13 protein-coding genes are annotated in these 15184 nt (G+C 49.5%); 12 read left to right on the forward strand and 1 reads right to left on the reverse strand.

Annotated elements, in window-relative coordinates:
• Positions 1-1107, reverse strand: a complete 1107-nt coding sequence (gene sctU / locus B145_RS0108650) for a type III secretion system export apparatus subunit SctU (RefSeq protein WP_018606692.1) — start codon at positions 1105-1107, stop codon at positions 1-3.
• Positions 1108-1496: 389 nt separating this feature from the next.
• Here sctU and B145_RS0108655 point away from each other — a divergent pair, with 389 nt between their 5' ends.
• The 12 genes from B145_RS0108655 to B145_RS28580 all read left to right on the forward strand — a co-directional run bounded on the left by B145_RS0108655 (position 1497) and on the right by B145_RS28580 (position 15020).
• Entirely contained in the window at positions 1497-1970 is a 474-nt protein-coding gene (locus B145_RS0108655) for an HrpB1 family type III secretion system apparatus protein (protein WP_018606693.1), read from the forward strand.
• Between the two features lie 132 nt (positions 1971-2102).
• Positions 2103-2492 (forward strand): hypothetical protein, encoded by a 390-nt coding sequence (locus tag B145_RS0108660; protein ID WP_157288330.1) that lies wholly within the window; start codon positions 2103-2105, stop codon positions 2490-2492.
• 34 nt (positions 2493-2526) lie between these two features.
• Positions 2527-3336 (forward strand): type III secretion system inner membrane ring lipoprotein SctJ, encoded by an 810-nt coding sequence (gene sctJ, locus B145_RS24985; RefSeq protein ID WP_018606695.1) that lies wholly within the window; start codon positions 2527-2529, stop codon positions 3334-3336.
• Positions 3337-3352: 16 nt separating this feature from the next.
• Positions 3353-4057 (forward strand): type III secretion protein HrpB4, encoded by a 705-nt coding sequence (locus B145_RS0108670; protein WP_083917688.1) that lies wholly within the window; start codon positions 3353-3355, stop codon positions 4055-4057.
• Positions 4042-4863, forward strand: coding sequence for a type III secretion system stator protein SctL (gene sctL, locus B145_RS0108675; protein ID WP_083917690.1), 822 nt, complete (start codon positions 4042-4044; stop codon positions 4861-4863). Before B145_RS0108670 ends, sctL begins: the two co-directional genes overlap by 16 nt.
• Positions 4860-6230 carry a type III secretion system ATPase SctN gene (gene sctN, locus B145_RS0108680; RefSeq protein ID WP_018606698.1) on the forward strand — a complete coding sequence of 457 codons (1371 nt, stop codon included), beginning with the start codon at positions 4860-4862 and terminating at the stop codon, positions 6228-6230. Before sctL ends, sctN begins: the two co-directional genes overlap by 4 nt.
• Complete coding sequence (locus B145_RS0108685) at positions 6223-6726, forward strand: hypothetical protein (protein WP_018606699.1); 504 nt, start codon at positions 6223-6225, stop codon at positions 6724-6726. Before sctN ends, B145_RS0108685 begins: the two co-directional genes overlap by 8 nt.
• Before the next feature lie 12 nt (positions 6727-6738).
• Positions 6739-7587, forward strand: a complete 849-nt coding sequence (gene sctT / locus B145_RS0108690) for a type III secretion system export apparatus subunit SctT (protein ID WP_018606700.1) — start codon at positions 6739-6741, stop codon at positions 7585-7587.
• Positions 7588-8027: 440 nt separating this feature from the next.
• The gene (locus B145_RS0108695; RefSeq protein ID WP_018606701.1) at positions 8028-9476 is read left to right on the forward strand and encodes a helix-turn-helix transcriptional regulator; all 1449 of its coding nucleotides are present in this window, start codon (positions 8028-8030) and stop codon (positions 9474-9476) included.
• 72 nt (positions 9477-9548) lie between these two features.
• Positions 9549-11390 carry a type III secretion system outer membrane ring subunit SctC gene (gene sctC, locus B145_RS0108700; RefSeq protein ID WP_018606702.1) on the forward strand — a complete coding sequence of 614 codons (1842 nt, stop codon included), beginning with the start codon at positions 9549-9551 and terminating at the stop codon, positions 11388-11390.
• Positions 11391-11799: 409 nt separating this feature from the next.
• A complete protein-coding gene (locus B145_RS27375) occupies positions 11800-13830 on the forward strand; it encodes a hypothetical protein (protein WP_018606703.1) in 2031 nt (676 codons plus the stop codon).
• Positions 13831-14141: 311 nt separating this feature from the next.
• Positions 14142-15020: a hypothetical protein gene (locus B145_RS28580; RefSeq protein ID WP_018606704.1), complete on the forward strand. Its 879-nt coding sequence runs from the start codon at positions 14142-14144 to the stop codon at positions 15018-15020.
• Positions 15021-15184 lie beyond the last annotated feature (164 nt).

Here is a 15184-nt window from a genome sequence, read left to right on the forward strand (position 1 = left end):
CTATATGGTCGTTGGAGGTACTGAAGAAGCGGTGCTGCCTGAGGAGATATTTTCCATTTCAGTCTTTTGGGCACTGAGTTGCTCGACCCAACGCAGGATGACCGCGACGATTTCAAATAGGGATTCAGGCACCGCTTCGTCAATGGGAACCTTATAGAGTGCGCGCGCAAGTGGCGGATTGGAAACGATAGGAATATCCAGCTCTTGTGCCCAAGTGCGTATACGGAAGGCATCGTGGTCACTACCTTTGGCTACCACTTGAGGTAGGCCTAGTTCATCGGCTGCATATCGAATCGCAACGGCATAGTGTGTGGGGTTGACCACCACGACGTTTGCTCCAGTAACGCGTTTGCGTTCGTCTGAGGAAACCATTTCACGTCCGATCTGACGGCGTTGATCTTTGATAATTGGGTCGCCTTCTGAGTCCTTTGTCTCATGCTTGACATCGTCTTTACTCATGCGATGGTCACGGATGAATAGCCAGTGTTGAATGCCATAGTCGGCTGAACCAATGACAAGGTAGAGCAGGCATGCGACGGCAATAAATTTGATTAAAACGTCCCAGCCGATTTTGATGATATCCGGCAAAGTGGTGTACGCCGAGCTGGCCAGCAGGGGGAGGAGCGAACGGATCGTGAGCCAAGCGACAGAGGCGACGATGCAGCCATTGATCGACATCTTGAGCAGGTCGATTAACGAGCGTAGAGAAAATATGCGCTTAATTCCATTTGCTGGATTAATTGCATCGAACTTTGGTTCCAAGGGTTTAAATGAAATGACAATTCCAATTTGGGACAAGATCGCCGTGATAGCCATCAAGACTGAAACTAAAACGAAAGGGCCGATGATCATCAATCCTTCCAGCATGATTTTCCACATTGCACGGTAGAGGTCGAAATCCTCTCGTTGTGCTGCCTGGATATCTAAGCCTATTGCCAGAATTGCATGCATCCGATCTGCAAAGAACTTGCTGCCAATCCACATGGTGATTGTGACACCGAGAAATATTGCAGCCACCGCCAGATCCTGGCTTTTGGCTACTTCTCCTTCACGACGGGCATCTTCGAGCCGTTTGTCGGTTGGTTTTTCTGTCTTTTCGTCGGACATCGTATCTCCAATGATCATGTGCTGATATGGCATATGAGAGTGTGTATGTGGTTATGCAGTTTGGTGCATCAAAGATGCGAAGCTAGAAGTGATTGTCCGAAATTGACACACCTATGTTGACTATTCGCTTCTTGAGGGCGTCATGCATATCGGTCTGTTGCATAATTGCCCGCTGATGGATCAATGGCGCCTGTGAAATCAATACTCTTCAGCGCGTCTTTTCTAGAAGTTCGAAATTTCGGTTGGATATTTTCGGTAATGTTGGGTTCGCTTCCTTGGCGGTTGTTTCGCGTACTGGGAAGAGTTTGCTGAAGGGGCAGGGTAGAGTCTGTCCATGCAGTGCTTGCGGTCAGGCATAGCCGCAAAATTTCCTCAACTGGAGAATGACGATGGATAACCAGTACGCAGGCCCGTGGCAATTCGACAAACGTTTGGTTCCCGGTTTGATTGAGCTTGTAACACAAGGGTTGATGTTCGAAATGGTGGACGAGGCAGAGGCTGTCCTTGCCGCGTTGCATGTACTGCGTCCAGACATGCATTCGTTTGATATCTTCAATTCCTGGGTTCTGATCAAGCGGGGGCGCTATACCGAAGCCGCGCGCGTGCTACGCGGTTTCGATGCTTCGCCGGAGATGGGGCCAATGGCTACGGCATTGCTGGCAGTATGCAATTTCGCCAATGGTGATTCTGAATGGCGAATCAATGCTAATGAAATTTTGCAGCGCAATGAAAATCCTGATGCTGTTGAACTCGTTAGTACCTTGCTGGCCAGAGTCGAAGGCCAGGGGGTTGAACTGCCGGTGAGTGAGCAGGCTGCAGAAAAGCTTGATTGGATGGGATATTCAGGATATCTCAGAGCCTGATTTGTCAAATGACGTCTGATGAGTGATTTGGTATGGCATGCACGACTTTGTCGTGATATGGGTCAGCGATGGCAGCAAACTTGCCTTTGCTTGTGGGGTGTAATAATTGAATAAGTTCCCAGGAGATGCAAAATGGTTTCGATCTCATCCTTAGCCATGAATTCGCCGCTTTCTAGCATCACAGGCACTGAGCCAATGGCAGAAATGACAAATACATTTATGGCGGGAAAATTTGATGCCTTGATGCAGAATCTTCGCAATATGCCTGCGCATAATCCTGCCGCCGACAGTGCTTCAATTGTGACGAACTTGGTGCAGACGGGGAACACTTCTGTGCAATCGGTGATGGATCAGGTCCAACGGTTCAATGATGGGGCCTCAATGATGTCGAGTCAGGAGTTCAGTGCAGCAGGTATCGCACTGACTATGGACACTGCGATGGTGATGTTCCAGCTCAATGCTGGCATGGGGATGGTGCATTCGAGCAAAAGTGCGGTGCAGATCTTGTTCAAGAATCAATAGTGGTGTGTTGCCTTGTTGTGGGAAGGAATTGGCGATGAAACGAGTTACCAATCTGTGGCGAGTGCTTGTTCTGGCGTTGTTTCTGCTGAGTGGATGCACCGAAAAACTCTATTCGCATCTGGCTGAAGATGAGGCGAACGAGATGTTGATGGTTTTGCTGCAACGGGGGATTGAGGCCGAGAAGGCTACTCCAGACGACGGTAAGAGCTGGAATTTGGCGGTCAATCGAGAATACCTGGTTTCAGCGATGGAAACTTTACGCTCACAAGGCTTACCTCGGAGTAAGTATGCCAACTTGGGCGAGATGTTCAAGAAGGATGGTTTGATTTCCACGCCTACTGAAGAGCGGGTCCGCTTCATTTATGGTGTGTCACAGCAACTATCTCAAACATTGACCAAGATTGATGGTGTTGTAGTGGCGCAGGTCGAGATTGTGTTGCCCAACAATGATCCCTTGTCGAATGTCATCAAACCGTCCAGTGCTTCAGTGTTTATCAAGTATCGGCCAAATACCAATGTTGCGCAACTGGTTCCCAATATCAAAAACTTGGTAATGCACAGTGTAGAAGGGCTCGGCTATGAAAATGTCAGCGTCACTTTGGTTGAAAGCGAGGTCCGTGCTGCGCTACCTGCAATGACGCCAGCAAAGCACGGAGGATTGTATTGGACTATCACTATGATAGCCTTGTTTGTTGGTTTGTTGGCTGTATTGTTAGTTTGGTTTAGGCAGCTCAGCGAAAATAGAGTGCATGTCGCATCAGAGAGAGCTGTGATGCGTTCTCCTTTCCAGGCCATAAACGAATGGATGGGAGCTTGGCGGGCCCGTATAAAACGTACGGCATAGGGCAGGGAGATGGCGCATGGGTGTTACGCTTGATGTTAAAACGTCGGTAGAGCCACGTTCTTCTATGCGTAGCACGACTGATGAACAAGCTGCAGATTTGTGTCGATGGCTGAATGCTTATGATAAACGTATTGATGATCTGGCAGAAAGTCTTGACGAGCAGTGGATTTTGCAGCGATTTGATCAATCTTTGCTGCATTCATGGCGTCGCAGCACGTTGATACGTCGTCGGCTGTTGATTGTGGCAATGCTTGGTGCATCATACCCGACTATTAAAGGACTGCAGAATCCAGCCAATCGCTTGGCGCTTTTGCCTACCGAGCAATTACACTGGGTATTACGTACCCGCGCTTTATACGAAAGGGCTACAGCATTGAGGCGCTGCGTAGATGGCCAGTTGATTGATTGTGTAGCGGCTATGTTGGGACCGTGTGGTGCAAGCGTGGTCAGGCAGATAAGTAGTCAAGTAGGGATCACCCAGAACGAAGACCTTACGCTGTTTGCGCAGACAGAACCTGCTGCCTGGAGCCATGACGGAATGGTTATCTTTGAAAAGGATGGCGCTTGGAGTGACCCCGTACTAGAAGGAATGATACGGTTGGCATTGCCGCCAGATACTTCTGTCGTGGATCGAACACGTGTCAAGGGCCAGGAGAACAGCAGTGTATTTCTCCGTTGCGTCGCAAATTTCTATCCGGATATGTCATGGTTATTTGGCTAAGACAAGGAATGAGTTCTGTCGGCATTGGCACGGATGTTATTCGCAGAGAAGATCTGGCACAGCTGGTTTCTCTGGACCATGCACATATTGCCATGCAGGAAGCGCGTGACAGCCTACTTGAACAAGCACGGATAGAGGCAGAGCTGATTCTGGAGACGGCCCAGGTTCGAGCGGACGCCATGTTGGAGCAAGCCCAACAAAGGTTTGATGATAGTACCCGATTAGGGTATGCGGAAGGTATGCAGCGAGGATTGGATGATTGGCATAATTTTGCGGTCCAAGGTATGGTCCATACCAAGCTTGCGTTGTCTCGCATGCGTGAGCGCTTGGCACTACTGGTTGTGCAGGCGGTCGAACAGATGGTGGTTTTGGAGGATCGCAGTGCGTTGTTTCGGCGCGTTGGCTCTTTGCTGGAAAAGATGATCGCGGATTCTACCTTGATGACTATCAAGGTCAATAGTCTGGAAGTAGATCTTGCACGTGCGGATTTCGCCAAGATTGCCAAAGAAGTGGGGTGGACATTACCGATCAAAGTTGTGGGGTCCGATAGTTTTGAAGTGGGTTCCTGTCAATGCGAATGGGATTACGGCACTTTGGATGCAAGTATTCCCAAGCAGTTAAATGCGATCCGACGGGCCGTTCAGTATGCGTTGGAACGTTCGGATTTCGCCTTCGAGGTGGGCAATCAGGCCTTGTCCCAGGATGCAAAAATTGTCGTTGATGAGAACCAAGAGTCTGAGATGGATAATGATGAAACATTCATAGATGAAGAAATGCTTGACTACGTTGGAGGTGGTAGAGAATGAACAAGCCTCTGGAAGATATTCTTGTCAATAGCTCTACTTGGCTGTCTGAATTGCCTGGCTTTATTGAGCAGGAACTCTCGCGTAATGTTTCATTTCAGCGGACCGGAAAAGTTCTAGAGGTTGTCGGTACCTTGCTGCGTGTTGGTGGACTCGATGTCACCCTGGGCGAAATTTGCGAACTACGTGATAGTGAGGGATCTCTTCTTCAATATGCAGAGGTAGTAGGATTTAATCGTCATGTGGCACTGCTTGCGCCGTTCGGTAATCTGGTTGGCTTGTCCCGCAATACCCGGGTGATTGGACAAGGACGCCCTTTGTCCGTTACCGTTGGTACCCAATTATTGGGGCGTGTGCTCGATGGGTTGGGTAGGCCTATCGATGGATTAGGGTCTCTTGTGGAGGAACAAAGCGTTCCTGTTTTCGCCCCCGCACCAGATCCAATGCGTCGTCGCATGATTGAGCAGGCACTTGCCACCGGGGTGCGTGCCATTGATGCGCTGATGACGCTTGGTGAAGGGCAACGTATGGGGATCTTTGCGCCTGCTGGAGTTGGTAAGAGTACCTTGCTGGGGATGCTCGCTCGCGGTACGCAGAGTGACGTCAATGTCATCGTTCTGATCGGAGAACGAGGACGTGAAGTACGCGAATTTATTGAACTGATCCTGGGGCAGGAGGGAATGGCAAAGAGTGTCGTGGTGTGCGCAACCTCAGACCGCTCTTCCATTGAACGGGCCAAGGCTGCTTATGTGGGAACATCGATCGCCGAATATTTCCGCGACCAAGGGTTGCGGGTCTTGCTGATGATGGATTCTTTAACTCGATTCGCTCGTGCGCAACGGGAAATAGGCCTTGCTGCAGGCGAGCCTCCTACACGGCGCGGTTTTCCGCCGTCATTTTTTGCCGAATTACCCCGCTTGCTTGAGCGGGCAGGAATGGGGGAGACAGGATCGATCACCGCTCTATACACGATCTTGGTCGAAGACGAGAATGGCTCAGATCCGGTGGCAGAAGAAGTGCGCAGTATTTTGGATGGACACATGGTTCTGTCGCGCGAACTTGCAGCTAAAAACCATTACCCCGCTGTCGATGTATTGGCCAGTCTCTCGCGTGTCATGCCCCAGATTGCTACGGAACAACATATGCGGGCTGGTGGTCAGTTGCGCAAACTGATGGCTAAACACAGGGAAATAGAACCCTTGGTCCAACTGGGCGAATATCAGCAGGGCTCTGATCCACTCGCTGATGAAGCACTCGAAAAAGCGGATCTGGTGCGTGCATTTTTGCAACAAGAAACCAGTGAGCTGACTGACCCACACGAAACGATTGGCTGGTTGGAAGAATTGGTGGGTGATGTCACTAATGGCTGACACGCAGGAGAAATTGTGGGAATTCGCAATCTCGGCCAAACATAGGGCATATCGTCGTCTGGAACGCACATTGGCGGCACAACGCAAGGAATTACATGTGTTGGAAGAGGATGCTTCGGTGCGGAGGATGGAGACACAGGAAGTACGCGATTTGTTGTTGGAATGTGATACGGATATTGAAGGGTTGCTGCAGTCTCCAGACCCTATTCCTGTGCAGTGCTATCTGGATTACAGCATGTGGCGACAGCAGCTTGAGGAGCGGGTGAAGAGTGCTCAACACGCTCAGGAACGCAGCATTGTGGCAGTGGCAGACAAGAGAAATGAGACGCTTGAAACAAGCCGCAGTATGGCGCGAGTCGATAATCAAACACGTATGTGCAAATCGCGCTTGAAAATGGTTAGGCAAAAGCGTGAGGAGGCATTGTCGCTGCAGGCAGAAGAGGAAGCTGTGGAAGTCATTGTGATGCACGCTCATTTGGTGGGGCAGGTGTGTTAGCAGGGGAAATGTATGCAAACTGATGCGATATCCCAAATAAATCTGCTTCACACGACATGGGCTTCACTTGTCCAACTGTTGTCCATTTTGGCACTGTGTAGCTTGCGTGTCATGGTTACGTTTATGGTGTTGCCTGCAACTTCAGGTGAAGCCATTCCTGGCGTTGCGCGTAATGGCGTGATTTTGGTATTGAGCATGTTCGTCTGCTTTGGGCAACCAATGAGTGCCTTCGAGAGCCTCACACCAGTGGCCTTGTTTCAGCTATGTGGAAAAGAGGCGTTCATCGGTCTTTTGCTCGGGTATGCCGCATCCACGATTTTTTGGGTGGCGGAGTCAGTTGGGGTCGTAGTCGATAACCTTGCGGGCTTCAATAATGTTCAGATGACGAATCCATTGAGGGGAGATCATAGTACCCCGGTAGGGAATTCGCTGTTGCAATTTGTGATCACCTTGTTTTACCTGCTTGGTGGGATGAGTGCATTATTGGCTACGATTTTTGAAACCTTCCGTTGGTGGCCATTGAACGATGCCTTGCCGAACATTTCGGCATTGGCTCAAAGCTTCGTATTGAAGAATACTGATTCGCTATTTCAGATGGTCATCAAGATATCAAGCCCGATCATGTTGGTTATGGTACTTATTGATCTGGCGTTCGGAATACTGGGTAGATCCGCAGAGAAACTTGAGCCTTCAAGTTTGAGCCAACCTGTACGCGGAGCAATTGCACTGATGATGCTTATTGTGTTGACCGCGACAATTGCAGATCAAATGAGAGAACAGCTTTCGTTTTCTGATTTCTCCAAAACATTTCAGTTGCTTCTTTCAAACGCCTCGAATTTAGGTGGGAAGACTATGTCTTGATTCTGAATGTTTTTCAGTTTCTGTAATAAATACATTTGCTGATAAGCATTATGTGCTTGGCAAAGGAATATTTATTGCCAGAATTTTCAGTGCGGACAAAAATAAATGCTTTATGGCTAGGTTGCGAAAGTCGATAGGTAGTTGTTTTATGCCCCAAGTTTGTTGCATAATCGGTTTAAATCCAAAGCGCTTTGGGTGTTGTTGAATAGTAGTAAGCTTCTTTTTTATGCCTTCATATTTGTGCAACAAATAGAAGTATGGTTTTTGTATAAAGAGTATCGGTGATACTCCGACTATTCATATTGCGCTGAAAATTTGTTTTATGTCGCTATTTTACGTGAGTGAAATAGCTGTGAGAGTTTTTTACAGATTTTTATACTAACAACGGATTTCCGTTTTCGGCTCCGATTGTTGGATTGGCCTGAGAAAGGGGAGTGAAGATGTCCACTGTGCTCTATTTCGCGATGTGTTCTGCATTGTCTGCGTCAAAAGATCTACCAGGCTATTCAAGGAAAATTATCAGCGGCGATTTCAAAGGCGCTTTGCGTAGTTTGAACGCCTTACAGGACAAATCTGATTCTGCTCTGGAAAGATCTGATCTGCTTCCGCTTTGTTCTTTGGCAGACGTGATGCTGATGACCGGTGAGGGGGAGGAAGCCGAGGAATCCTTCCGTCGCGCTCAGAAAATAATGCGTAATGACAAGGATATGGTGAGAATTTTGTCATGCCGGAATACGGGATGGCAGGCTTTGCTGGCAGGCCGGTTTAGTGCCGCATTGAATTGCTTTTTATGCAATACTGAGGACACCAGTGCATCGGTTGCTGAACGTATCGAAGCGGTAGTTGGGGCTTCACTGACGTATTATAAGCTAGGTCAGCAGGCTGCAGCGGGCGATGCGCTGGGATATGCAAGGTCGTTTTCTGAAGAGCAGGATGATTATCGTTGGAATTTTCTGCTTGATTGTGTATCTCTGGATTTTGCGACACATTTCCGTATTCGTGGTTCTGGTAATTTGCAAGATCATGCTTTCTGGCATTCTTCTGGTTTGTTTGGTTCAACTCAACTTGCGCTGGATTGTGAGCAGAGGAGTGCCAAGTTGTGTTCAAGCCTTGTTGAAGTTCCCTTATTGCAGGCAAGGGTAAAGTATTTGCCAGAACTTCTCGCCTTGAGTGAAGGTTGTCGGGGCGCTTATGAAAAGACACTGTCCCATGCGCAATGGGCTAGCAGCCAAAAGTTCAACAAATATAGTAAAGATGTGCGCTTGGAAGTTGCTATGTCTGCACTTGCGGCAGGTTGTGTCGATTTGGCAAAGGCCGCTGTTGAAACTTCGCCAGACTATGGTGTGGATACCGTATCTTCTCGCTGGAATATTGATCATTTGTATTGTCTGGCCAAAATCCGACAGCAGCAGGGCAAGGTCAATGAGGCACTTGGACTCTACCATCGCTATGCGCTTGATGCGATTCAGTGCCTTAGATCAGAAACAAATGCCATCAAACCTCTCAGAAACGAAGTGAGTGCCGGAGCGAATGTGCCCACTGATGACGTTGGGGCCAGATTGCCGGCGAAATATAGAAAAGCGTACCGTTATATTATTTCCAATATCGCGCGCAGTAATCTGAGTATCCAGGAGGTTGCCAATCACATTGGTGTGACTGGGCGAGCGCTTCAGTTGGTTTTCAAGGAGCATCTCGGGCTTTCTCCCAGTGAGGTTATCCGTCGAGTTAGAATGAACGGGATTCGCGGGGATTTGCTGGAGCAAATCAATTCTTCTTCGGGGATTCTACAGACAGCCGTCCGCTGGGGAGTCAAGAGCCGTTCGACCTTGATTACCAGCTATCGCAAGCAATTTTCGGAGACTCCCTCTGAAACGCTTCAGAGATCGTAAAATATACAATTGGCATTGAGGTGAGAAATGGCTGCCAGAATTTCGCTATCACGTTTGAGCAGGGGAAGCTGTATGTACGGGATCGGCCGGGGGTACAGCTTCATTCGAATCATGTTGATGGGTTTTTTACTTGTGACATTCCTGTGCAGCACTTTAGCTGCCGAGGCCGCACAGATTCCCTGGAGAACGTCACGCTTTGAAGTGGCCGCAGGTGGTAAGGATTTGAAGGAACTGTTGCGTAGTCTGGGGGCAAGTCAGAATGTGGCGACCTGGATTTCTCCACAGGTTACCGGCGCCGTTACGGGTAAGTTTTCGACGACGCCGCAGCAGTTTCTTGACCTTATGGCCTCCACATTCGGTATTTCTTGGTATTATGATGGAAGTGTATTGTATGTGTATGGCACGAATGAGACGCGAAGTGCTACCTTTAGCCTCAGCAGTTCCGGGATCAACGCCCTGCGAAATTCTATGGACAGGATGGGGGTTACTGATTCACGCTTTCCATTGAGAACAGATCAGAAGGCCCGTGTGGTCGTGGTGTCTGGTCCCCCACGTTATGTTGAGCTGGTTTCTCAAATTGCGCGAGTTGTTGGTCGAAATGTGCAACAGTTCGATGCACCAGAAGTGCGGGTATTTCCACTGCGTTATGCCTGGGCTGCAGATCATTCGGTGCAAGTGGAAGGGCAAACGGTGGTGATTCCCGGCGTTGAGCGGATTTTGAATTCAATCTTTGCTGATAACCGGAAGGAAGGACCGTATGCTTCTGCAACCAGAGCTGTCAATCTGGGACGTGAAGATACTGCGCAGGATATCGTAGTTGGACAACCGACAAGCGAGAAGGCTACGAGACCAGGTTCTTTTGGTGCCTGGGTGGGTTCCGGCGGTGCAGGAGCAATGGCACTGAATCCTCCGTTACCCACGGCGGCGAACCCGGCTGAAGGTAAGTCTGCTGCGCCTTTGCCAGACGATGCATATAATGACGTTGTGTTGACAAACCCGCGTCAAGGGCAGGCTGCGAGACGTAGTGATTATGGTGACAACAGATCAGCCGGTGTGCCTGCGATTCGGGCGGACCCGAGAACAAATTCCATTGTTATTCGAGATATACCTGAGCGTATCAGTGCGTATAGCGAATTGATTGCGTTGCTTGACAACAAACCCAAAGTGGTTGAGATCAGTGCCACGATTATTGATGTGACGGATAATGCGCTGGAACAGTTAGGTGTCGATTGGCGTTTGCATGGCAGCCATATCGATCTGGAAACTGGTAACGGGCGTAATGCCCAGGCGGGGAATGTGGCTTCGCTTAATCCTAATGGTTTTCCTGATCCAACGAGTTCTACGCAGAATTTAATCGCTGCGACACCGGCAGGGGGCGTTCTTACTGCCGTGATTGGAGGTCCGACAAAGTATCTGTTATCACGGATCAGTGCGTTGCAGCAGAGCGATCAGGCAAAAATCACCGAAACGCCTAAAATTGCGACGCTGGATAATGTCGAAGCGTTCATGAATAACAAGCAAACCATGTATGTGCGCGTATCAGGATATCAGGCTGCCCAACTCTATAGCATTACAGTTGGTGTTGCTCTTCGGGTGTTGCCAAGTGTCATTGAAGATGGGGGGAGTACACAATTGCGTCTGGGGGTGCATATCGATGACGGACAGCTCACATCAAAAATGGTTGATCAGATTCCCATCGTTAACAATAGCCAGATTGATACTCAGTCTTTGATTCGGGAAGGCCAGAGTCTGTTGATTGCGGGCTATTCGGTTGATCAGACCAGTACGAGCGAAAGTGGTATACCGCTGTTGTCCAAGATCCCGTTTTTGGGGCGGTTGTTTCAATACACGGAGGCGAGTGGGCGGAAATATCATCGATTGTTTTTGCTGACCCCGAAAATTATATCTATTTAGTATGGTTGTCTTTGTGGTTTTGATCCGGCCTGATTGATCTTGTTGAAAACCCATTCAGGTCTGTTTTACAAAAAAAATCGTAACGAAATTTCTTCCGTTGATTTGCGTTGCGTGCCTAATTTGACCATGCAAGCGTAAGCCTAGAGTGAGTTTTCGTTCAGGAGGGCAGAAGTTCGTCTCTAGCAAGTGACAATATGCGCTCAGGGCTAGCATCGTATCCATTTCACCGCAGTCCGATTTTTGGACTTTTATGCAGCAAAAGGATATAGCTATGCTTTCCCCTCTTTCCAGTACCAAGACTGCTTCTCCCTCGGCGCACGCCGAACTCGACGCGACTCACACGCCGCCCTCAGATCCATCTCCACAGGCGGTTCGTCCGACTCACGGACAGCTTGGGGAGTTGCACAGTATGTCACGCCGCTCACACAATGCGGCTTGGCGTGCTTCGAGCCAGGGAGAGATCTGTGTTGAAATCAGCTCAGATAGGTCTTCGGGCAACATTAATGACAATCAGATCGATTTGTCTTCTTCTTCGGCATCAACCGCATCTGTTTCACCTGCTTCTCACAAATTCTCCAAGCCCCTTGCTGTGGCCAAGAATGTTTTGCGGATGGTTGATCTTCACACCTTGTTATCGAAGTCAAATGATGCCGAATTTTTGGCTCAGCTACGACATGAGCCATTAACTGCTCAGCTTGAGCGGGCGACCGCCGAGGTGGTTGAATTGAAGTCTGCGTTGATGAACTCGTCCGTGTCCAATGTGCAGAAAGCCGCTCTGCTAGAACGTGTAGATGTGCTGTCTGTAGCATTGAAGACATTGCAGGCAGATACTACATCAATGCCTTCCTTAGCTACAGGTTCTGAGGATCTTCTTGCTCTGGTGTGTGCCGACACTGGCGCATTAAAGGAATTGATTTTGACATTGGAGTTGCCGGAGGATCTGAAAGCAGTGACGACAGGTCGTCTTGACCAGGTGCATACAAACCTGGAGGCAATGAAAGTTCAGGGATTGCAAACTCGTCAGGCGACGCAGGATCAGGCCGGAAGTGTTGGTGAATCAATTGCGACAGAGGGGGCTCGTCTCGCCCGATTGAGCGCTAACGTGACTGCCTTGCAGTCCACTTTGGGGGCGTCTGAGTTGCCAGCCGAACTGAAGCAGGTTTTGTCGAAGCGGCTTCATCAGGTGATTACTGCGTTGGCAGAATTGCAGAACGATAAACCACTTGCCAATCGGGTTGCCAAAGTCATCGCCATCAATGCTTTGTTGGCGCCTTTACCATTGATGATTCCGATGATGAGCAAGCCGGTCCAGCCGAAAACGGAAGCGGAGATCATTGCTCTCATGGCAAAGGCCATGATCGAGGGCATAGGCCTGATCCGTACACCGACCACGGGAAATTCCTTGCTCAAAGACCGCACGATGGCACGTTACTATGCCAACACAATACAGGCGCTTGAATTCTCGTTGCCAACCTTTGTCAGCAGTCTGCATTTTCTCAATAAGAGTACGCCATTCAATATTGGACTGGGTTTGTTGTCTACGGCTGGATTGTTTGGTGGCTTTATGTCGAAAGAGATCAAGGAGAAGTTCAACCAGTGGCGTAGCGGTAATCCCCACCCCAAGTTGGCGGATGAAGGCAAGAGGCTGTTTGGTGACATGCAAGGGCTCGGTGAAGAGCCGCAGGCATTGCATGGTCGGATGAAAGTGGTGTTGCAACAGCTTATGGAGGGTGTGACGCACGACAAACAGAGCTTGCTCGAAACCAAGGAGGCATTTGTCGGCAGCAACGGGCATGAGTTGAGCCCATATGTCAGCAAGCAAGTGGCTATGGCGGTGGGGGCGTATCAGCAGGTGGCTGACGAACTGTCCAGCTTGATGGGGAATTATGCTCCTGCAGGCGGAAGGCATAATAAGGATCGTAGCGCCAAGTTAGCACTTGCTCTGTTTGCGACGGCGGTATGCGCGGCGACTACTGTATTGATGCTGCCGGACAAAATCGGGGTGGTGGACCTGGGCTCTGATGCTGCGTTTACCTCTGCGCTTATGTTCAGTCTGATGGCCAATTCCAATGTTAGCCGTAAGGATGCACTTGAAGAATTTAAGACTTTTGTGGGTTTGAGCCTGGTTATGTTGGCCTTGCTTGCCACCAATAAGGGCACGAAGGACTTCATGGAGAAGGGGAGCAGTGGTTTGCTGATTGGCTCCATTACCATGACTGCTTTGAATCTGACCCTGCCTGGGCCGATTGGGCACTATGCTGCTTCAGGTATTGAGAAATTGATGAACTTGAAGCCTTCTGATTTGTTGGCTGCGGTGCACGGGGTTGGCCAATGGGTCTGTGAGATGTTCTGTGGTAGTAGCACTGAACCGAAGCAAAAATCCAATGTGGTTATTCAGGAAATTGTAGAGCCTGACTTGGAACATGGTCTAGGTGCCTAGGCGTGATCATGAGCAGCTTGTTTGCACATACTGTTTTCGAAGCACTTTGAAATGCTTTTTTAATCTGAAGCATCTATGGCAGATAGAAGCGCTGAGGTTTATACCAGCGTATTGCTGGAAATGATTTGTGTGATGCGTGCACTTCGAACGACTGTGGCATATTTCGCATTTCCTCATGTCGGCTCTGTATGTATCGCTAATGTAGACAATGCCTGCTGGGTTTTTGGTTTGCCGTTATACGGCACCAAACAATATGCTGTCACGTGCTGTGTCAGACGTGATCTTTCTACGAAATACGAAAGGAGCTGTATATGTCACTCAATGTTTCTTCCTTGCAGACTTCCGGTTTGGGGCCGTCCGGACTGTCGCCGCAATCGAATTCGGTTCAGCAACCGATCAGCAACGAGCAGAGCAACACGCTCATGCAAGTGGGTTTCGAGCTGATGGCACGTGGACTGCAAGCAAAAATGCGCTCGGGCGACTCTTCGCAAAGCACTTCCGGGCCTTCCAGCACGGGCAGTGCACAAAATTCCTCTCAATCTTCTGGTGTGGATCAAGTCATCCAACTGCTTCAGCAATTGCTTGAATTGATGAAGACAATGAAGGGGCAGGGGGCGGATCAACAAAGCGGTGGTAGCGATCAGAAGGGCAACCAGTCGTCCAAACTTTCTGATCTGTTGTCGACCTTGATTGATCTGATCAAACAGCTGCAAGGCTCTGGTGGCGCAAGCAATGCGGGCGGTGCAGGGGGCGGTAGTAAAGGCGGCACCGGCGGCGGTACAGGTAATGCCGGTGGCGTGGGCGGGGCGGGTGGTGCAGGTGACACCAGTGGTGCCGGTGGTACGGGCGGCACAGGTGACACAAGCAGTGCCAGCGGTGTGAATGGTACAGGTGATACAAGTGGTGCCAGCGGTACCAATGACACGAGCGCCACCGACAGAACGGATCAATCGAGTGGTTCCGGTTCGCTGCAACAGATTCTGCAAATGCTGATCAAGTTGCTGGAGATGCTTGGCGGTAAGGGCGATAGCCAGGGCTCAGGTAGTGGTCAATCCAGCCAAGGCAGTGGCTCGGCTAACTCGCAAGGTGGCAATGATCTGATGCAGGCCTTGACCCAATTGCTGAATCAACTGAAGGCCTTTGGTTCAAACGGTACGCAAGATACCACGAGTTCGGATTCTTCCATGTGATGCTTGGTGTTTTCCGTATTTGCTGAACAACCAATTGCGGAAGAGCTGAGGAGGGACTTCAAGAAGTAATTTGAAGTCCCTCTTTTTTGTACTTGCTTATATGAAGCAATGTGGGTTCCATGAAGGGAGGATTACTCAAAAATGGTTATTGGTGGTCTGAGAGA

The organism is Uliginosibacterium gangwonense DSM 18521, assembly GCF_000373965.1.
Lineage (GTDB): Bacteria > Pseudomonadota > Gammaproteobacteria > Burkholderiales > Rhodocyclaceae > Uliginosibacterium > Uliginosibacterium gangwonense.

Coding starts and splice junctions, on each gene's coding strand:
- sctU (WP_018606692.1), bottom strand. CDS start 1,107: ATGTCCGACGAAAAGACAGAAAAACCAACCGACAAACGGCTCGAAGAT.
- B145_RS0108655 (WP_018606693.1), top strand. CDS start 1,497: ATGGATAACCAGTACGCAGGCCCGTGGCAATTCGACAAACGTTTGGTT.
- B145_RS0108660 (WP_157288330.1), top strand. CDS start 2,103: ATGGTTTCGATCTCATCCTTAGCCATGAATTCGCCGCTTTCTAGCATC.
- sctJ (WP_018606695.1), top strand. CDS start 2,527: ATGAAACGAGTTACCAATCTGTGGCGAGTGCTTGTTCTGGCGTTGTTT.
- B145_RS0108670 (WP_083917688.1), top strand. CDS start 3,353: ATGGGTGTTACGCTTGATGTTAAAACGTCGGTAGAGCCACGTTCTTCT.
- sctL (WP_083917690.1), top strand. CDS start 4,042: ATGGTTATTTGGCTAAGACAAGGAATGAGTTCTGTCGGCATTGGCACG.
- sctN (WP_018606698.1), top strand. CDS start 4,860: ATGAACAAGCCTCTGGAAGATATTCTTGTCAATAGCTCTACTTGGCTG.
- B145_RS0108685 (WP_018606699.1), top strand. CDS start 6,223: ATGGCTGACACGCAGGAGAAATTGTGGGAATTCGCAATCTCGGCCAAA.
- sctT (WP_018606700.1), top strand. CDS start 6,739: ATGCAAACTGATGCGATATCCCAAATAAATCTGCTTCACACGACATGG.
- B145_RS0108695 (WP_018606701.1), top strand. CDS start 8,028: ATGTCCACTGTGCTCTATTTCGCGATGTGTTCTGCATTGTCTGCGTCA.
- sctC (WP_018606702.1), top strand. CDS start 9,549: ATGTACGGGATCGGCCGGGGGTACAGCTTCATTCGAATCATGTTGATG.
- B145_RS27375 (WP_018606703.1), top strand. CDS start 11,800: ATGTCACGCCGCTCACACAATGCGGCTTGGCGTGCTTCGAGCCAGGGA.
- B145_RS28580 (WP_018606704.1), top strand. CDS start 14,142: ATGTCACTCAATGTTTCTTCCTTGCAGACTTCCGGTTTGGGGCCGTCC.